Source organism: Blastococcus sp. SYSU DS0617 (assembly GCF_054051075.1).
In genome coordinates this window covers 476,153-492,800 of sequence record NZ_JBJHAO010000001.1, presented here as the reverse complement: position 1 = coordinate 492,800, position 16,648 = coordinate 476,153, and the positions used below count along the sequence as shown (strand labels likewise).

The window sequence follows — 16,648 nt, the reverse complement described above, 5'->3', positions numbered from 1 at the left end:
GCCTAACTAGCCTGCCGGGATGACTCCTTGCCGAGATGCGGTCGCCGCCAAGTCGGCGCTCCGCGAGCAGCACCTCTCGGCACGCCGGGCGCGACCGGCGGCCGACCGAGCGGCGGCGGCCGCGGCGGTCGCCACGGTCCTGCTCGAGGAACTGGCGGCGGTCCGGACGGTCGCCGCCTACGTACCGGAGGAGACCGAGCCGGGGCACGGCCGGCTGCCGGCGGAGCTCGGCCGCCTCGGTGCGCGTGTCCTCCTGCCGGTGGTCGCGCCGCACGGGCGGGAGCTGGCGTGGGCGGTCGACTCCGGCCGGCTGGCCCCGGGGCGCTTCGGACTCCTGGAGCCGGTGGGCCCGCGGCTGGGTCCGGCGGCGGTGGGGACGGCGGAGGTCGTCGTCGTCCCGGCACTGGCGGTGTCGCGGGACGGGGTGCGGCTGGGCCGCGGCGGCGGCTACTACGACCGGGCGCTGCGGCACGCCCGCCCGGACGCCGTCGTCGTGGCGGTGGTCTTCGACGAGGAGCTGCTCGACGAGCTGCCCGCGGAGGCGCACGACCACCGGGTCACCGCCGTCGTGACGCCGTCGGGCGGGTGGCTGGACCTGCCGCCGCGGTGAGCTCCGGCGGGGCCGGTGTCGCGCGGCCCGGGTCCGGCGGACATCATCGGCGGTTCCTCCACCCGACCGGCAGAACGGAGCCCCCGTGACCACGCCCTCGCGGCTCGACGCCCGCGCGCTGCGCGACCTGGTGCTCGACCCGGGCTCGTGGCGGTCCTGGGACTCCCCCATCCCGGTGCGGGACGTCTCCGAGGAGTACGCACAGGAGCTGGCCCGCGCGGCGGAGAAGACCCGTCAGGACGAGTCGATCATCACCGGCGAGGGGTTGCTCCGCGGCCGCCGCGTCGCCGTGGTCGCCGGGGAGTTCGGCTTCCTCGCGGGCTCCATCGGGGTCGCCGCCGCCGACCGGCTGATCGCGGCGGTCGAGCGGGCGACCGACGAGGGGCTGCCGCTGCTGGCCGCGCCGGTGTCCGGTGGCACGCGCATGCAGGAAGGCACCGTCGCCTTCCTGCAGATGATCGGCATCACCGCGGCGATCGCGCGGCACAAGCAGGCCGGGCTCCCCTACCTGGTCTACCTGCGCAACCCCACCTTCGGCGGGGTCCTGGCCTCGTGGGGCTCGCTCGGGCACGTGACCATCGCCGAGCCGGGCGCCTCGATCGGGTTCCTCGGCCCCCGGGTCTACGAGTCCCTGTACGGGGAGCGTTTCCCCGAGGGCGTGCAGACCGCGGAGAACATGGCCGAGCACGGGCTCATCGACGCCGTCGTCCCGCACGAGGAGATCGCCGAGGTCGCCGACCGGGCCCTGCGCGTACTCGCCGCCCGGCAGACCTGGCACGTGGACGTCGCCGCCGCCGGCCGGCCCGCGGCGGACGACGACGACGGCGAGGAGAGCGACCACACCGCCTGGGACGTGGTGACCGCCTCCCGCCGGGACGACCGCCCGGGCGTGCGCCGACTGCTGCGCACCGCGGCCACCGACGTCGTCGGCCTGTCCGGCACCGGGGCCGGGGAGAAGGACCCGGGCCTGCTGCTGGCCCTGGCCCGGTTCGGCGGGGCGCCGTGCGTGGTGCTGGGGCAGGACCGGCGCGGCCAGTCGACGGCGGCGCCGCTCGGGCCGGCCGCCCTGCGCGAGGCGCGCCGCGGCATGCACCTGGCCCAGGAGCTGCGCCTGCCGCTGGTGACGCTGATCGACACCCCCGGCGCCGCGCTGTCCCGGGAGGCCGAGGAGGGCGGGCTGGCCGGTGAGATCGCCCGCTGCCTGCAGGACCTGGTGATGCTGCAGGCGCCGACGCTGGCCGTGCTGCTCGGGCAGGGCACCGGCGGTGGCGCGCTGGCGCTGGTGCCGGCCGACCGGGTGCTCGCCGCGGCCAACGGCTGGCTGGGCCCGCTGCCGCCGGAGGGCGCCTCGGCGATCGTGCACCGCGACACCGACCACGCCGGCGAGATGGCCGCGCACCAGGGTGTGCGGGCCACCGACCTGCGGCGGGCCGGCATCGTCGACCGCGTCGTCCCCGAGCGGCCGGACGCCGCCGACGAGCCGACCGAGTTCTGCCTGCGGCTGGGACGGGTGCTCGGCGAGGAGCTCGCGGGGCTGCTCGGCCGCGACGACACCGAGCGCTTCCGCACCCGGCTGCACCGGTACCGCCACCTCGGCCGCTGAGCAGCCGCGCTCCACGCCGGGATCAGGTGACCGGATCGTGGCGCCTCCTCCCTCGCGGTGGGCGGTGAGGGAGGAAGCCCGGAGGTGAGGGAGGACGACGATCGGGCGGTTCAGCGCGGGAGCTCGTCGCCCTCCTGGAAGCGCAGGCTGCGGTCGGGGTCCAGCCGGTCGAGCACCGCGCGCAACGCGTCACCCAGCACGCGGGTCTGCTCGCCGGTGAGCGGGGCGAACATCGCCTCCCGGACGGCGTCGACGTGGCCGGGTGCCAGCTTCTGGACGACGTCCCAGCCGGCGTCGGTGAGGACGGCGAGGTTGCCGCGGCCGTCCTCGGCCGAGCGCTGCCGCCGCACCCAGCCCCGCTCCTCGAGCCGGGCCACCGTGTGCGAGAGCCGGCTCTGCGACTGGTTCGACCGGCGGGCCAGGTCGCTCATCCGCCGGCTGCGGTCGGGCGCCTCGGAGAGCATCGCCAGCACCACGTAGGCGGCGTGGCTGATGCCGGCGTCGCGCTGCAGCTGGGCGTCGAGGGCGCGGGGCAGCAGCTCCGACACCGAGAGCCACGCCCGCCAGGTCCGCTGCTGGTCCTCGTCGAGCCACCGCTGCGCCACGGCGGAGACCGTACTGGTCACCCGCGGGCACCCACCACGGTCACGGGCGGGGGTTCACCCGGGTCCAGCCGCGTTCATCCCGGCGCCCGCCCAGCGCGGCCCGGCACCGCCGGCAGACCGCCTGCACCTCCTCCGCGTGCCGGCCGCTCTCCGGCTGGACGTCGGCCCAGCCGACGTGGGGGAAGCGGCGCAGCCCCGACCGGTGCAGCGAGAGACCGCAGACGGTCTCGTTGCGCCCGTGCTGCCAGCCGTGCACCTCGCCGGCCGGGTAGCGGATGCCGTCGTCGGGGTCGACCCACTGGTCCGCCGCCGCCACCGCCGCGTTCGCTGCCACGGGCACCTCCGTACCCGGCCGCACCCGTGCACGCACGGCCTCGCTGCGGTTCAGTCGTTGCAGCGCTCGACCAGGACGTACGAGGGGTCGCCCGCCACACCGAGCGCGTTCAGGAGGCCCCCACCAGCGGCCCCGGCGAGCACGCGCGGCTCCTCCTCGTCCCCGACCAGCCCCTCGCTGGTGAAGCCGGTGGTGTCGGTGAACTGCTCCAGGTAGCCGCGCATGACCGGCATGAGCTCGCCGGTCACCTCGAGCACTGCGAGGTAGCCGCCGGTCGTGCACCGGGACGGGAGCGGGTCGGTGATCAGCTCGCTGCCCTCCACGATGCGGAGGGGCGGAAGATCCGTCGACGGCGCCAGATCGGGCGCGAGCTCGTCGTCCGTGGCCGACGCCACCGGGCCGTCCGCCTCGAGAGGGGGCAGTTCCGGGGCGTCGCCCGGGTACCGGTCGGTTTCGAGGACGACGTAGCCCGCGCCGTCCTCGTCGACGAGGCCCCGCACGGACAGCACGGACACCTGCGACTCCGACATCTCCAGGCCCGACGCCGTGCACTCGGTGAGGAACGGACCGTCGACCGGGTCGTCCTCGGTCGCGTCGTCGCCCACGATCCGGTCGTCCTCCCCATCGTCGGGGCCGCTGCACTCCGCATCCACGCCGCCGTCCTCGGAGCCCACCGGGTAGCCCAGCTCCTCGGCTTGCCGGACGTATCTCTCGAAGACGCGCGGCAGGTCCCCGTCGACACGGAGGACCGCCAGCTGGCCCGCTGCGCCATGGGGGAACACCGCCCCGACCAGGCCCGACCCCGGCTCGATCTCGAACCCGCCGGCGAGCTGCCCGCTGGTGCGTACGACCTCCTCCGGCGATCCGGAGCACCCTCCGAGGGCCAGCACGAGGGCCGCTCCCACGACCAGTGCCGGGGCACCGCGCGAGGTCGTGCCTCTTACCTGGCCGCTGCGTGGCATGCGGGGATCACACCGCAGAACGGCACCTCCGTCCACCGGCTCGCCGGGCATCCCGGTCGCGGATCGGACGCGCGCGACGACGGTGCGTGGACGCACGGCCACCGGATGGCGCATCATTGGCAGTCGCCGGGCGAGAGTGCCAGCCCCGGCACCGACCTCCGCTCGACCAGGGAGCCCAGCACCGTGCCCACCTACCAGTACGCCTGCACCAACCCCGAGGGGAAGCACGAGTTCGAGGTCGTGCAGTCGTTCACCGACGCCGCGCTGACCGAGTGCCCCGAGTGCGGTGCGCCGGTGCGCAAGGTCTACGGCTCCGTCGGCGTCGTCTTCAAGGGCTCGGGTTTCTACCGGACCGACAGCCGCAAGGCCTCGTCGGCCTCGGAGAGCGCGTCCTCCGGCTCCTCGTCGTCGGACGGCTCCTCGTCGGGCGGCCCCACCCCGGCGACGCCGGCCGCGAGCAAGCCCGCCTCGACCTCCGGCAGCGGGGCCAAGGCCGCCGACTGACCGCCCCGTCCACAACCGGCGGGTCCGTCCACACCTGCTCCACCGCTCCCCCGCACGGCTGCTGACCGGGGAAGGCTCGGGGCATGCGCTTCCGCCGTCCCCGCTCCCCGGCCATCCTGGCCCGGCGGGTCGCCGCCGCTCTGCTGGCCGCGGTCGCGCTGGTGCTCGCGCTGCGTCCGGGGCCACCGGCGGGCGCGGCAGCACCGGAGGCGCAACCGGTGGTGGTCGCGGCACGATCGCTGGACGCCGGCCGGCCGCTCGGCGAGGACGACCTGGCCCTGGCCGGCTACCCGCCGGGAACCGCACCCGCGGGTGTCGTCGCCGAGCCCGGCCTGCTGGTGGGCCGGATGCTCGCCGGCCCGGTCGGTGCAGGCGAGCCGCTCACCGGCACCCGGCTCGTGGGGCCCGGTCTGACCACGCTGCTGCCGCAGGGGCAGGTGGCGGCCCCCGTCCGGCTCGCCGACCTGGCCGTGGCCGCGCTCGTGCGCACCGGCGACCGGGTCGACGTGCTGGCCACCGGTCCGGGCGCCGTCGAGGCCGAGACCCTGGCATCAGGCGTGCGCGTGCTGGCCGCCGGCGGCTCGGGTGAGGACCCGACGGCGGGGCTCCTGCTGGTGGCCGTCGACGCAGGCACCGCGGCCCGGCTGGCCGCGGCGGCGACCAGCGCGACGCTCACGGTGAGCCTCCCGCCGCCCTGACCGGCCGCGGCACCCGCGGGAAGCCCCCGCGGCGCTGTTGGATGGCGCCCATGATCAAGGGCTTCAAGGATTTCCTGCTCCGCGGCAACGTCATCGACCTCGCCGTTGCCGTGGTGATCGGCGCCGCGTTCACCGCGCTGGTCAGCCAGTTCACCGGTTCCTTCCTCGAGCCGCTGATCGCGCTCGTCGGCGGCGGGGGCCTGGAGGGGGGCACGTTCACGGTCGGCGACGAGATCTTCGACTGGGCGGCGTTCGTCAACGAAGTCATCACGTTCGTGCTGACCGCCGCAGTCCTCTACTTCGTGGTGGTCACCCCGATGAAGCGGCTGCTGGAACGGCGCGCCGCGGGCGAGGAGCCCGGACCGGTCGTGCCGACGCAGGTCGAGCTGCTCGTCGAGATCCGCGACCTGCTGCGCGCGCAGCAGGGCCAGGGACCGGGCGCCGGCCCCTCCGTCCCGGGGACGACGTCGCTGCCCGGCCAGCTCTGAGCTCAGTCGCTGCCCCAGTGCGGCGGCCGGTCCTCCAGGTAGCGCCGGTCGTCGTCGGACGTGTCGCCCGCCCGTTCCCCCCAGCCGACGTCGCTGTCGTCGGGTGCGCGCCGGGCGCCCGCCGGCGGCGCGGGAGCCGGCGCGGGCCCGTCCGGCAGCGGTTGCCCGAGCCCCTCGAGCACCTCCGCCGACGGCAGGGCCGCCAGCACCGTGCCCGGGACGGCGAGCTTGCTCCCCCGGGTGCCCGAGCCGATCACCACGAGATCGGCCGCGGCCACGGCTGCGTCGACCAGCACCGGCCACGACGAGGGCAGCCCGACCGGGGTGATGCCGCCGTAGGCCATCCCGCTCTCGGCGACGGCGACGTCCTGGGGGGCGAACGACGCCTTCCGCGCGCCCAGGTGGCGGCGGGCCAGCCCGTTGACGTCGGCGCGCGTGGTGGCCAGGACCAGGCAGGCGGCGAGCGTGGTCTGCCCGGCGCGACGGGCCGCCACCACCACGCAGTTCGCCGACGCCTCGAGAGGCACCCCGTAGGCGTCGGTGAACGCGGCGGTGTCGGCCAGCTCGTCGTCGATCGCGGCGACCCAGGCCGGACCGGCGAGCTGGGACAGGGCACCGGCGACCGGGGCTCCCAGCAGGTCGGGGTGCTCGGCGGCGGGCAGCCAGGTCAGGGAGCCCAGGACGGGCGGGATCGCGGCCACGCCTGCGATCCTGCGCCAGCGCGGATATCGGCTGCACCGCGGGGTCGGCCGGGCCAGGATGCTCACCATGATCGGTCAGCTGCACTCCGTCGTGATCGACGCGCCCGACGCCCACGCCCTCGCCGGCTTCTACGCCGACCTGCTCGGGATGGAGGTGAAGGGCGAGCCCGGGGACGAGTGGGTCGTGGTCACCGGCGCCGGCTACCGGATCGCCTTCCAGCAGGCCCCCGACCTGCGCCCGCCGGACTGGCCCGACCCGGAGCGCCCCCAGCAGTTCCACCTCGACATCCGGGTCGCCGACATCGCCGAGGCCGAGCCGAAGGTGCTCGCGCTGGGCGCTCGCCGGCTGCCCGGGGAGGGCGGCGACTTCCGCGTCTACGCCGACCCGGTGGGGCACCCGTTCTGCCTGGTGTGGGACGCGTGACCGCCGACCAGCCGCCGACCCCGCCGCCCTTCGTGGCCGCCATGGGGTTCCGGACGGGGGAGAAGAGCGGCACCCGGGTGACCGGACACGCCGTCTTCGGTCCCGATCAGCACACCCCGTGGGGCGTGGTGCACGGCGGCGTCTACTGCGCGATCGTCGAGACCGCGGCCAGCATCGGGGCCAGCGAGGCGGTGCGCGATCAGGGCCAGTTCTCCGTCGGCGTCAACAACAACACCGACTTCATCCGCTCGATGGTCGAGGGCCGCGTGGACGTCGTCGCCGAGCCGGTGCAGCAGGGGCGCACCCAGCAGCTCTGGCAGGTGACGCTGACCCGGTCCGACGACGGCAAGCTCGTCGCCTGGGGGCAGGTCCGGCTGCAGAACGTGCCGCTGCGCTCGGCCTGATCAGCTCAGGACGGCCGGATCCAGCACCACCTGGAACAGGGCGCGGGGGTCCTGCAGCGTGGCCGGGGGGCGCGCGGCCGAGCGCGGCACCACCCGTTCCCAGCGGGCCGGTCGCCGGTGCGGCAGCAGCTCGCGGCCCTGGAACAGGTAGTCCCCCACGACCTTCCCCAGCAGCAGTCCGGCGCCGTGCTCGACGGGCAGCGCGACGCGGTCCCCGGGGGCCATCTCGTCGAGGAAGGCCGACAGCTGGCGCAGGTCCTTGGCCGGCCGGCGGCCGGAGATCTCCTTGGACAGGCTCCGCAGTTCCACGGGATCCAGCCCCGTGGCGTCGACGTCGATGCCCGACTGGGTGCCCAGCCCCACCACCCCGGCGGCCAGGCAGGCACCCAGCTCGTTGTGCGCGCGGGGCCGGACCACCCACACGCGGACGCCGTCGGGCTCGGGTCGCGGGGGCACGTCGTCGGGGCCCGGCCACAGGTAGGGCAGATCCTCGGGCTCGGGACCGAACCGCTCGGTGAACCGGGCCCGGTAGAAGCCGGGGTCCTTGGCCACGAGGTTGGACCGGTGCGCGCGGTGCAGCTCCTCGTTCCCGATCCACGACGGCAGCAGCCCGGCCGCGGCGAGCTCCGCCTGCGGCCGGCCGACGACCTCGGGGGCGAACTCCCCGATCAGCGTCTCGGTGCTGTCGGCGAAGCCGCGCTCGCGCCAGACCCGCACCATCGCCAGCCCGTAGCTCACCAGCGCCGGGGTCCGGCCCCGCCACATCGTGACGGCCGGGTGGCTGGCCCAGCCGTAGTCGGGCAGCTCGAGCGCGCGCAGGATCTGCAGGGTCTCCACCCGCTGCTTGCCCAGCCGCGGGGAGTCCAGCAGCCGCGCGCTCTCCTCGAAGTCGGCCACCGGCACGAAGGTCTGCATCGCCCCCATCCTTGCCGAGCTGGGAGATGCACGCCGGATCAGCCATGGCCTCCCTGCAGGGGCCCGCTGCGAGCGTGCGAGCAGTGGGGCAGGGAGGTCCTTCCTCAACCGTCGAGCTCGCGCAGTGCGGTCTCCCAGCGGGCACGCCGCTGCGCGTCGTCCTGCTCCCACCAGGCGGTGCCGCGCTCCCCCAGCCCCGTCTTGGCCAGCTGCACCCGCGCCCGGGCCGCCGCCACGGCGGCGCCGTCCCCCGCCGACCTCGCCGTCCGCACCCCGGACCGACCGACGCCCAGGTGGTGCAGCAGCCGCTCGCGGACGTCGTCGGGCAACGCCGGGTCCGCCGTCCGCCAGCGCCGTCCGTCCACGACGAGAAAGCGGCCGTCGTCGGTGCGCTCGACCTCGCGGGTCATCCGGCCAGGCGTGCGGCCAGCGTCGGGAGCACCTCGCCCAGCGGGGCGTCGACCCGGACGTCGGCCTTGGCGTCGCCGCGGGTGGGGCCGGTGTTGACGATCGCCACCGGCACGCCCAGCTTCGCCGCGTGCAGCACGAAGCGGTAGCCGCTCATCACGGTCAACGACGAGCCCAGCACGACCAGAGTGCCCGCCCCGTCCACCAGGGAGAAGCAGTGGTCCACGCGGTCGCGGGGCACCGTCTCCCCGAAGAAGACGACGTCGGGCTTGAGCAGGTCCTCGCCGCACGCGAGGCACTCGACCATCACGAAGCCGTCGAGCAGCTCGTCGGGGAGCTCGGCGTCGCCGTCGGGGTTGATCTCGTCGACCCGCGGCCCGAAGCCGGGATTGGCCGCCCGCAGCCGCTCGTCGAGGGCTCCGCGGTCGGCGACGTCCCCGCACCCCAGGCACACCGTGCGGTCCAGCCCACCGTGCAGCTCGACGACGTCCGTCGCGCCGCCGGCCTGGTGCAGACCGTCGACGTTCTGCGTGATCAGGCCGCCCAGCAGCCCGGCGGCCTGCAGTGCCCCCACCGCGCGGTGCCCGTCGTTGGGCCGCGCGTCGCGCATCTGCCGCCAGCCGACGAAGCTGCGCGCCCAGTACCGGTGCCGACCGCCGGGGTCGCGGGTGAAGGTCTGGTAGGTCATCGGGGTGTGCCGGCGCAGGCTGCCGGTGGCGCCGCGGTAGTCCGGGATCCCCGAGTCGGTGGACAGGCCCGCGCCGGACAGGACGACGACGTCGCCGTCGGCCACCAGGTCGGCCAGGGCATCCAGCGAGGTGCCGGTCGCGGCAGCGGATGGGGCGAGGGTCACCGGCCCATGGTCCCCGCGAATCGGGGCCCGCGCCCGGATCAGCCGGCGGCGAGCTCGGCTTCGAGGCGGTGCAGCAGCTCGACGTAGACCCGGCCCAGGCCCTTGGGCGCGAAGGTGCGCTCGAAGAAGCCGCCGATGCCGCCGGCGCCGTCCCACGTCGTGCGCACCTTCACGGTGGATCCGCCGGTGCCCTGGGCCAGCACCGTCCAGGTGGTGACCATGGAGGAGTTCCGGTCGGTCTCCACCAGGGTGCCCAGCGCCGGCTCGGTGACGTCGAGCAACTGGTCGCGGACCCGCTTGGAGGTGGCGGCGAACTTCCAGTGCACCCGGGTGCCGGCGCCGTGTCCGCCGCTCTCGACGCGGTACTCGCTGAACTGCACGGGCAGGATCCGCGGGCGGACCGTCTCGTAGTCGGCCAGCGCCCGGGTCACCTGCTCGGCAGGCGCGGAGATGATCTTCTCGGCATGGACGACGACCTGGCTCATGGGGTCATCCTCCCCCGCGGCATCAGGCGGCCTGCACCTCGCCCTGCGGGAAGAGCCGGCGCAGGACGTCGGCCAGGGTGACCACTCCGACGACCGCCCCGGCGTCGACGACGACGGCGAGGTGGTTGCGGGTCTCGCGCATCGCCTTGAGCGCGGCGTGCACGGTGGTGCCGGCGTCCAGTTCGAACACCGGCCGGGCGAACGCGCCCACGGGCACGTCGTCGGCGGCGGCGAGGGTGTCGCGGACGTGCACCACGCCGGCGATGCGGTCGCCGTCGCTGGTGAGGATGCGCAGGTGACCGCTCCGGCGGGTGGCCGCCCGCACGTCACCGGCCGTGCCGTCGACGGGGACGGCGGTCAGGGTCGCTGCCGGATCGACCAGCTCGCGCACCGTGAGCTGTTCCAGCTCGAGCACGCCGGAGATCTGCTCGGAGAAGCTCGCCTCCAGCGCCCCGACGTTCGCCGAGTGCTCCACCAGGTGCCGCAGCGCGCCGGGGGTGTGGCCCACGGCCAGCTCGTCGACGGCCTCCACACCCACCCAGCGGAGCAGCCGGTTCGCTGCGGCGTTCAGCGCGCGCAGCAGCGGCCGGGAGATCGCCATGAATGCCCGCATCGGGACGGCGAGCATGGTGGCCGAGCGCTCGGGGTGCGCGATCGCCCAGGACTTGGGCGCCATCTCGCCGACCACCAGGTGGATGAAGGTGACGATGAGCAGCGCGAGGACGAAGGCGACGACGTCGGCGGCGACCAACGGCAGCCCCCAGTCCTCGAACAGCGGGGTCAGCCAGTGGTGCACCGCCGGCTTGCTGATCGCACCGAGCGCCAGCGTGGCGGCGGTGATGCCCAGCTGCGAGCCGGCCAGCAGGAGCGTCAGTTCCGAGGAGTTGCGCAGCGCGGCGCGGGCCGCCCGGCTGGTGGGCGCGGCCTCCTCGAGCCGGTGCCGCTTGGCGGCGAGCGCGGCGAACTCGACCGCCACGAAGAACGCGCTCAGGGCGACGATCGCGACGGTCGCCGTGACGACGACCGTCGGGCTGTCGGTCATCGGGACGTCTCCTGGGTACCGGCCGTGGCCTCGACGGACTGGCCGGCGCGGTCGGTGGGGTCGGTGCGGTCGGGCAGCTCCAACCGGACCCGCGACGGCACGTGCCGCTCGACGTCCAGCACCTCGACGCTCAGCAGCCGGGGCTCCGGCTCGTCGGCGTGCACCAGGTCGGCCGGGTCCGGCGGCAGCTCGATGGTCAGCCGCGTGCCGGGCTCCGGCAGGGTGCCGGCGGCGGCGATGACGAGGCCGGCGATGGTCTCGTAGTCCCCGCGGGGGAGGTCGACCGCGAGCGCCCGCTCCACCTCGTCGACGTGGACGTCCCCGGGCATCTCCCAGACACCGTTGCCCTCGACCGGGACGTAGTCGGGGCGCTCGTCGTCGTGCTCGTCGGTGATCTCCCCCACCAGCTCCTCGGCGAGGTCCTCGAGGGTGATCACGCCGGCGAAGCCGCCGTACTCGTCGATGACGCAGGCCATCTTGTTCTCCGTGTCGGAGAGCTGGTGCAGCGCATCGGGCAGCGACGTGAAGGTGGAGACGACGACGCAGGGACGGGCGATGGCGGTGACCGGCGCGCCGTCGTCCTCGGAGCTGGTCAGCAGGTCGGCCAGGTGCGCGACCGCGACCACGTCACCGGTCTCGCCGTCCAGCACCGGGTAGCGGGAGTGCCCCTGGGCCATCAGCTCGCGCAACTGGCCGACCGTGTCGGTGGTCGAGACGGTGCCCACCCTGGGCCGGGGGATCATCGCGTGCTCGACGTCGCGGTTGGGGAAGTCGAGGATGCGGTCGAGCATCATCGACAGCTCCGCGGGGAGGTTCCCGCTCTCCCGCGACTCCTCGAGGATGTGCTCGAGGTCGCGCGCCGTGGCGGCGTGCTCGACGTCGTGGACCGGCTCGATCCGGAGCGCCTTGAGCAGCAGGTTCGACGCCTGGTCGAAGATCCGGATGAGCCAGCCGAACAGCTTCATGTACAGCACTGTGGACGTCGCCAGCCACAGCGCGACCGGCTCCGGCCTGGCGATCGCGATGTTCTTCGGGAACAGCTCGCCGAAGAGCATCTGCACCAGCGTGGAGAACAGCAGCGCCAGGACCGCGCCGATGCCGACGCTCACGCCGGCGGGCACGTTGACACCGCCGAGCAGCGCGCCCAGCGACTGACCGATCAGCGGCTCGGCGACGTAGCCGACCAGCAGGCCGGTCACCGTGATGCCGAGCTGGGCGCCCGAGAGCATGAACGAGGTACGGCGCGTGACCGTCAGCGCCCGTTCGGCGGCCGCGTCGCCGGCCGCCGCGCGCGCGGACAGCGTCGAGCGGTCGGCCGCCATGTAGGCGAACTCCTGGGCCACGAAGTAACCCGTGACCGCGGTGATCGCCAGCACGACCAGCACACCCAGCAGCAGGGACAGGACTTCCATCACCGGCCACGCACCCCCTCACCGGCGGAGGGAGTCGTGGCCCGGGGACTGTGACTGGTACTCATGTCTCTCTTCGACGAGATGGCGGGCGCCGTGCGGCACTCGCGGGGGTCAACGGAAGCACGCGCCCCGACGTTCCGCGATCGGGCGAGGCGCGGGCGACGTCACCCGTGCTCGTGGAACCGGTGGACGACGGCGTGCCCCTTGCCGCGCCCGATCAGCCAGCGGTTGACCGGCACGGTGACGACGAAGGCGACCGCGAGGGCGAAGGCCAGCGACCCCCAGAACAACCAGCTGGCCACGCCGGCCTCCATTGCGCCGGGCACGAGCAGCATCACGGCGTTGTCGACGATCTCCATGACGGTGATGGAGACGGTGTCGGCGGCCAGCGCGACCGGGATCGCGGCGCTCAGCGCCAGCCCCGAGCGCATGACCGGGCCGATGGTGAAGGCGTAGCCGAAGAGGAACGCCAGCGCGACGGCCAGCGCGACGGTCTGCAGCTCCGACCAGCCCAGCGCCGTCCCGATGACCATGCCGAGCACCTCGCCGATCGCGCACCCGGTGAGGCAGTGCACCGTGGCGCTGACCGCCAGCCGGTTCAGGGCCGCGCCGGTCGGGCGGCCGTCGTGGGAGGAGTGGTCCATGCCTGGTCTCCGTCGGGGATCGGGACGATCGGTTCGACCGGATAACCGTACCCCCTGGGGGTATATTCCACAGCTGCCCGGGTTCCGCCCGCCGACCCCGCCGGCGCTATCGGGCGGCCGTGACCGCGTCCTCGACCGGCTCGTACAGCTCGGCGGCGAGCGACATCCCGAGCTCCGCCTCGGCCTCGAGCACCAGGTAGGCGCCGAACTCGCCGTCGAGGTCGAGCCACGGCACCGTCCCGTACGCGCCGGCGTCGGTGATGCGGTTGCTGTCGTCGCGGTCGACCCACCAGCCGAAGCCGTACCCCGTGCCGGTCACGGTCTGCCCGCCGAACACCTCGCCGATCCGGTCGGTCTGCATGCGCTCGACCGACTCCGGCTGCAGGACCTGCGTGTCGCCGCAGCGGCCGTCCCGCAGCTGCATGAGGAGCAGCTGGGCGTAGTCGGCCGGCTGGATGTACAGCCCGCCCTCCATGTGGGGGTTCTCGGTCGGGGCCAGCACGCTCACGTCGCCGTCGAAGCCGGCCGGGTAGCCGAACCCGCCGGCGCCGATCTGGGTCCAGTGGTTGTTGTAGCCGAGCGACTCGACGCCGCACGGCGCGATGTAGGTCTCCTCGAGCAGCTGCGACCACGGCTTGCCCGAGACGCTCTCGGCGACCGCCCCGGCGATCTGCCACTGCACTCCGCCGTAACGGAACTCGGTGTCGGGCGGCACGATGTCGCCGTCGTCGTCGGGCGTCGCCCAGGCGGTGGCCGAGCACTCCTCGAGCTCCGCCGTGGGCAGGAACTGGCAGAGGTACGGCCCGTACGAGGGAGTGGGCAGGAGTCCCACGAGGCCCGAGCTGCCCGACAGGAGCTGGGCGACGGTGATCTCGGGGTTGTGACCCGCCGCCCAGTCGACGTACTCGGCGATCGGCTGGTCGAGATCGAGCAGCCCCTGGTCTGCGAGGCGGACGAGGACCCCGGCCGTGACCATCTTCGACGCCGAGGCGACGAGCGACACCCGGTCGGCGTCGAACTCGCCGAAGTACTGCTCGCCGACGATCCCGTCGTCCTTCTCGACGACGACCAGACCAGCGCCGTCGAGGTCGTGCTCGGCGAGAAAGGCCTCGACGACCGGCTCGACCGCCGAGAAGTCGTACTCGCGTGCCTCCGCCGTCGAGGTCGACGGGGAACCGGAGGACTCCGCGGAACCGGCGGCGTCACCGTTCGAGCACCCGGCCACGACGAGCCCGAGCACGGCGAGCGCGCCGACCGTGCGCCTCCCCCGGCCGGGCGACGGGAGCCGACGACGAGAACGGACGAGGGTGGAGGTCACGATGCCTCTTTCGCCATGGAGGGACGACGACCGGGCCGGAGGTCCCGAGCGGGGACACCATGCCACGGACCCGCCACGGCTCCCCGGCACCACGTCGACGGGACGCGACCCGCGCGCCACCTGCCCCTGGTCCGCGCTCGCCGCCCGCAGGACACCGGCGATTGGCCCGCACGTCATCCGCCGGTCGTCGGCGCTGGACACATTCGCGACGACGTGTCCCGCGACCTCTGGAGCAACCGTGTCCTCTCGCCCTGCCCGGTCCCTCGTCTGCGCGGTGCCCGCCGCCGCCCTGCTGATCGCCGCCGCCGCGGGCCCCGCGGCCGCAGCACCCCGCGGCGCCGACCGGGGGTTCACCGAGGTGGCCACCTTCGCGGTGAGCGGTGAGGTCGCGGAGATCCTCGCGGTCACCCCGAACGGGCGCACGCTGCTCTACACCGACTCCGCGACCGAGGAGGTGGGGCTGGTCGACCTGACCCGCCCGGCGCAGCCCCGCGCCCTCGGCGCCGTCCCGGTCGGCGGGGAGCCGACGTCGGTCGCCGTCACCCGCGACGGCCGCTTCGCACTGGCCGTGGTGGACACGAGCTCCTCGTTCACCGCGCCCTCCGGGGAGCTGGCGGTCATCGACCTGCGCGCCCGGGCTGTGGTCCGGACCCTTCCCCTCGGCGGGCAGCCGGACTCGATCGCGATCAGCCCCAGGGGTTCGGTCGCCGCCGTCGCCATCGAGAACCAGCGCGACGAGGACGTCGTCGTCGACGGCGTCGAGGGCGGCCTCCCCCAGGCGCCCGCCGGCTTCCTGGCCGTGGTCGACCTGCACGGGGCGCCCGCGCACTGGACGGTCGACCGGGTCGAGCTGACCGGCCTCGAGGGCGCCGAGTACGCGGAGGACCCCGAGCCGGAGTACGTCGACATCAACCGGAAGGGGATCGCAGCGGTCACCCTCCAGGAGAACAACGCCGTGGCGCTGGTCGACCTCGCCTCGCGCCGCGTCGTGGACTCCTGGTCCGCCGGCACCGTGTCGCGTCCCGACGCCGACATCGTCGACGACGACACGGTCAGCTTCGACGACCCGTTCGAGGCGCCGCGCGAGCCCGACGCCGTCCAGTGGACCCCCGGCGGCAACCTGATCACCGCCGACGAGGGCGACCTCGCCGAGGAGCCCAGCGGCGGGCGCGGGTGGACGGTCTTCTCACCCCAGGGGCAGGTCGTCTTCACGGCCGGGGCCGGCGCGGAGCAGGCGCTCGCAGCGGACGGCCGCTACCCCGACGGCCGCAGCGACGACAAGGGCGCGGAGTTCGAGGGCGCCGAGGTCGCCTCGCTGCGAGGGACCGACTACGCCTTCATCGGCTCGGAGCGCGGCGACGCGGTGCTGGTCTACGACATCGCCGACGAGTCGGCGCCGGAGCTGCTGCAGGTGCTGCCGACGGGCGAGGCCCCCGAGGGGCTGCTCGCGGTCCAGCGCCAGCACCTGTTCCTGACCAGCAACGAGGACGACGGGACGATCTCGATCTTCCGGCTCGGCCGACGCTGAGGGACCGGCCAGGGGACGCGTCGCGTTCCCTGGCCGACCTGGAGCGCCTCCGCTACGGCCTGGCGATCGCCGTGCCGCTCACCTTCGCCAGCTCGGTGGCGACGACCGCCATGTTGGCCTGCCACAGGTCCTCCGGGGTCGGCGGCAGGATCTGCGCCCACATCGGCAGGCAGAAGCCGAGCATCTGTCCGGCACCGCGGGGGCGGCCGTAGAACCACATGTGGAAGTGCGAGCCACCGTCGCCCCAGCGAGCGACATGGACGCGCCCGATGCCACCGATGGCCTGGATCGCCCGGTCGAGCCGGACGATCATCTGCCCCAGCTCGCCGGCCAGCTCGCCGTCGAGGTCGTCCATGTCGAGGTGCTCACGGGTCTCGAGGAACACCTGCACCGGCACCCCTGACGGTTTGGCTGCGCTGACCCGCCAGTGCTGGTCGACCCAGATGTACTCGTCATCGGCGGCCGCACACGCGTGACAGGGGCCCCCGCCCGGCTCCCCCGAGCGTGGGCGGTCCGTCGGGTACAGCGGCTTGGGCTGTCGCACCCGGAGCTCACCCTCGAACGGGAAGATCGACCACTCCACGAACTCCGGCAAGGGCAGCGGCGAAGGCTCTCCGGCAGGTGCCATCTCCGGAGCATGCCGCATCCCGAGAGCGACCGGCTCACCCATACGCCGACCGGGATGCCGCTGTGCGCACCAGTCACCGCGC

21 protein-coding genes are annotated in these 16,648 nt (G+C 74.4%); 8 read left to right on the top strand and 13 right to left on the bottom strand.

Annotation, left to right across the window (positions count from 1 at the left end; genetic code table 11):
• The first annotated feature begins 19 nt into the window (after window positions 1–19).
• The gene (locus ACI793_RS02435) at window positions 20–610 is read left to right on the top strand and encodes a 5-formyltetrahydrofolate cyclo-ligase (protein WP_456604760.1); all 591 of its coding nucleotides are present in this window, start codon (window positions 20–22) and stop codon (window positions 608–610) included.
• Window positions 611–695: 85 nt separating this feature from the next.
• Window positions 696–2,213: a carboxyl transferase domain-containing protein gene (locus ACI793_RS02430; RefSeq protein ID WP_456604759.1), complete on the top strand. Its 1,518-nt coding sequence runs from the start codon at window positions 696–698 to the stop codon at window positions 2,211–2,213.
• 110 nt (window positions 2,214–2,323) lie between these two features.
• On the opposite strand, the gene ACI793_RS02425 is transcribed toward ACI793_RS02430, so the two are convergent.
• Genes ACI793_RS02425 through ACI793_RS02415 form a run of 3 tightly spaced genes read right to left on the bottom strand, consistent with a single transcriptional unit; the run spans window position 2,324 to window position 4,042 of the window.
• Window positions 2,324–2,818, bottom strand: a complete 495-nt coding sequence (locus ACI793_RS02425; protein WP_456604758.1) for a MarR family winged helix-turn-helix transcriptional regulator — start codon at window positions 2,816–2,818, stop codon at window positions 2,324–2,326.
• Between the two features lie 40 nt (window positions 2,819–2,858).
• Window positions 2,859–3,152, bottom strand: a complete 294-nt coding sequence (locus ACI793_RS02420; protein ID WP_456604757.1) for a hypothetical protein — start codon at window positions 3,150–3,152, stop codon at window positions 2,859–2,861.
• Between the two features lie 50 nt (window positions 3,153–3,202).
• Window positions 3,203–4,042: a hypothetical protein gene (locus ACI793_RS02415; RefSeq protein ID WP_456604756.1), complete on the bottom strand. Its 840-nt coding sequence runs from the start codon at window positions 4,040–4,042 to the stop codon at window positions 3,203–3,205.
• 255 nt (window positions 4,043–4,297) lie between these two features.
• Here ACI793_RS02415 and ACI793_RS02410 point away from each other — a divergent pair, with 255 nt between their 5' ends.
• From ACI793_RS02410 to mscL, 3 genes are all read left to right on the top strand, one after another.
• Window positions 4,298–4,618 (top strand): FmdB family zinc ribbon protein, encoded by a 321-nt coding sequence (locus ACI793_RS02410; RefSeq protein ID WP_456604755.1) that lies wholly within the window; start codon window positions 4,298–4,300, stop codon window positions 4,616–4,618.
• A gap of 83 nt (window positions 4,619–4,701) precedes the next feature.
• Complete coding sequence (gene cpaB, locus ACI793_RS02405) at window positions 4,702–5,316, top strand: Flp pilus assembly protein CpaB (RefSeq protein ID WP_456604754.1); 615 nt, start codon at window positions 4,702–4,704, stop codon at window positions 5,314–5,316.
• A 50-nt stretch (window positions 5,317–5,366) separates the two neighbouring features.
• Window positions 5,367–5,804: a large conductance mechanosensitive channel protein MscL gene (gene mscL / locus ACI793_RS02400; protein ID WP_456604753.1), complete on the top strand. Its 438-nt coding sequence runs from the start codon at window positions 5,367–5,369 to the stop codon at window positions 5,802–5,804.
• Between the two features lie 2 nt (window positions 5,805–5,806).
• On the opposite strand, the gene ACI793_RS02395 is transcribed toward mscL, so the two are convergent.
• Window positions 5,807–6,505: a YbaK/EbsC family protein gene (locus tag ACI793_RS02395; protein ID WP_456604752.1), complete on the bottom strand. Its 699-nt coding sequence runs from the start codon at window positions 6,503–6,505 to the stop codon at window positions 5,807–5,809.
• Between the two features lie 67 nt (window positions 6,506–6,572).
• Between ACI793_RS02395 and ACI793_RS02390 the strand changes: the two genes are divergently transcribed.
• Both ACI793_RS02390 and ACI793_RS02385 read left to right on the top strand, forming a co-directional pair.
• The gene (locus tag ACI793_RS02390; RefSeq protein WP_456604751.1) at window positions 6,573–6,929 is read left to right on the top strand and encodes a VOC family protein; all 357 of its coding nucleotides are present in this window, start codon (window positions 6,573–6,575) and stop codon (window positions 6,927–6,929) included.
• The gene (locus ACI793_RS02385; protein WP_456604750.1) at window positions 6,926–7,333 is read left to right on the top strand and encodes a PaaI family thioesterase; all 408 of its coding nucleotides are present in this window, start codon (window positions 6,926–6,928) and stop codon (window positions 7,331–7,333) included. Before ACI793_RS02390 ends, ACI793_RS02385 begins: the two co-directional genes overlap by 4 nt.
• Here ACI793_RS02385 and ACI793_RS02380 read toward each other — a convergent pair whose 3' ends face one another.
• From ACI793_RS02380 to ACI793_RS02345, 8 genes are all read right to left on the bottom strand, one after another.
• The gene (locus ACI793_RS02380) at window positions 7,334–8,248 is read right to left on the bottom strand and encodes an MSMEG_6728 family protein (protein WP_456604749.1); all 915 of its coding nucleotides are present in this window, start codon (window positions 8,246–8,248) and stop codon (window positions 7,334–7,336) included.
• A 104-nt stretch (window positions 8,249–8,352) separates the two neighbouring features.
• The gene (locus ACI793_RS02375) at window positions 8,353–8,658 is read right to left on the bottom strand and encodes a biopolymer transporter Tol (protein WP_456604748.1); all 306 of its coding nucleotides are present in this window, start codon (window positions 8,656–8,658) and stop codon (window positions 8,353–8,355) included.
• Window positions 8,655–9,509, bottom strand: coding sequence for an NAD-dependent protein deacetylase (locus ACI793_RS02370; RefSeq protein WP_456604747.1), 855 nt, complete (start codon window positions 9,507–9,509; stop codon window positions 8,655–8,657). Before ACI793_RS02370 ends, ACI793_RS02375 begins: the two co-directional genes overlap by 4 nt.
• A gap of 38 nt (window positions 9,510–9,547) precedes the next feature.
• Window positions 9,548–9,994: an SRPBCC family protein gene (locus ACI793_RS02365; protein WP_456604746.1), complete on the bottom strand. Its 447-nt coding sequence runs from the start codon at window positions 9,992–9,994 to the stop codon at window positions 9,548–9,550.
• A gap of 22 nt (window positions 9,995–10,016) precedes the next feature.
• Complete coding sequence (locus ACI793_RS02360; RefSeq protein ID WP_456604745.1) at window positions 10,017–11,036, bottom strand: CNNM domain-containing protein; 1,020 nt, start codon at window positions 11,034–11,036, stop codon at window positions 10,017–10,019.
• Window positions 11,033–12,448: a hemolysin family protein gene (locus ACI793_RS02355; RefSeq protein ID WP_456604744.1), complete on the bottom strand. Its 1,416-nt coding sequence runs from the start codon at window positions 12,446–12,448 to the stop codon at window positions 11,033–11,035. The genes ACI793_RS02360 and ACI793_RS02355 overlap by 4 nt, the downstream gene beginning before the upstream one ends.
• Window positions 12,449–12,612: 164 nt before the next feature.
• The gene (locus ACI793_RS02350) at window positions 12,613–13,092 is read right to left on the bottom strand and encodes a DUF4396 domain-containing protein (protein ID WP_456604743.1); all 480 of its coding nucleotides are present in this window, start codon (window positions 13,090–13,092) and stop codon (window positions 12,613–12,615) included.
• Window positions 13,093–13,198: 106 nt separating this feature from the next.
• Entirely contained in the window at window positions 13,199–14,410 is a 1,212-nt protein-coding gene (locus tag ACI793_RS02345; protein WP_456604742.1) for a serine hydrolase domain-containing protein, read from the bottom strand.
• A 238-nt stretch (window positions 14,411–14,648) separates the two neighbouring features.
• Between ACI793_RS02345 and ACI793_RS02340 the strand changes: the two genes are divergently transcribed.
• Window positions 14,649–15,938: a hypothetical protein gene (locus ACI793_RS02340; RefSeq protein ID WP_456604741.1), complete on the top strand. Its 1,290-nt coding sequence runs from the start codon at window positions 14,649–14,651 to the stop codon at window positions 15,936–15,938.
• Between the two features lie 52 nt (window positions 15,939–15,990).
• Here ACI793_RS02340 and ACI793_RS02335 read toward each other — a convergent pair whose 3' ends face one another.
• The gene (locus ACI793_RS02335) at window positions 15,991–16,566 is read right to left on the bottom strand and encodes a hypothetical protein (protein WP_456604740.1); all 576 of its coding nucleotides are present in this window, start codon (window positions 16,564–16,566) and stop codon (window positions 15,991–15,993) included.
• Between the last annotated feature and the right edge of the window lie 82 nt (window positions 16,567–16,648).

Coding starts and splice junctions, on each gene's coding strand:
- ACI793_RS02360 (WP_456604745.1), bottom strand. CDS start 11,036: ATGACCGACAGCCCGACGGTCGTCGTCACGGCGACCGTCGCGATCGTC.
- ACI793_RS02380 (WP_456604749.1), bottom strand. CDS start 8,248: ATGCAGACCTTCGTGCCGGTGGCCGACTTCGAGGAGAGCGCGCGGCTG.
- ACI793_RS02365 (WP_456604746.1), bottom strand. CDS start 9,994: ATGAGCCAGGTCGTCGTCCATGCCGAGAAGATCATCTCCGCGCCTGCC.
- cpaB (WP_456604754.1), top strand. CDS start 4,702: ATGCGCTTCCGCCGTCCCCGCTCCCCGGCCATCCTGGCCCGGCGGGTC.
- ACI793_RS02350 (WP_456604743.1), bottom strand. CDS start 13,092: ATGGACCACTCCTCCCACGACGGCCGCCCGACCGGCGCGGCCCTGAAC.
- ACI793_RS02355 (WP_456604744.1), bottom strand. CDS start 12,448: ATGGAAGTCCTGTCCCTGCTGCTGGGTGTGCTGGTCGTGCTGGCGATC.
- ACI793_RS02335 (WP_456604740.1), bottom strand. CDS start 16,566: ATGGCACCTGCCGGAGAGCCTTCGCCGCTGCCCTTGCCGGAGTTCGTG.
- ACI793_RS02435 (WP_456604760.1), top strand. CDS start 20: ATGACTCCTTGCCGAGATGCGGTCGCCGCCAAGTCGGCGCTCCGCGAG.
- ACI793_RS02390 (WP_456604751.1), top strand. CDS start 6,573: ATGATCGGTCAGCTGCACTCCGTCGTGATCGACGCGCCCGACGCCCAC.
- ACI793_RS02375 (WP_456604748.1), bottom strand. CDS start 8,658: ATGACCCGCGAGGTCGAGCGCACCGACGACGGCCGCTTTCTCGTCGTG.
- mscL (WP_456604753.1), top strand. CDS start 5,367: ATGATCAAGGGCTTCAAGGATTTCCTGCTCCGCGGCAACGTCATCGAC.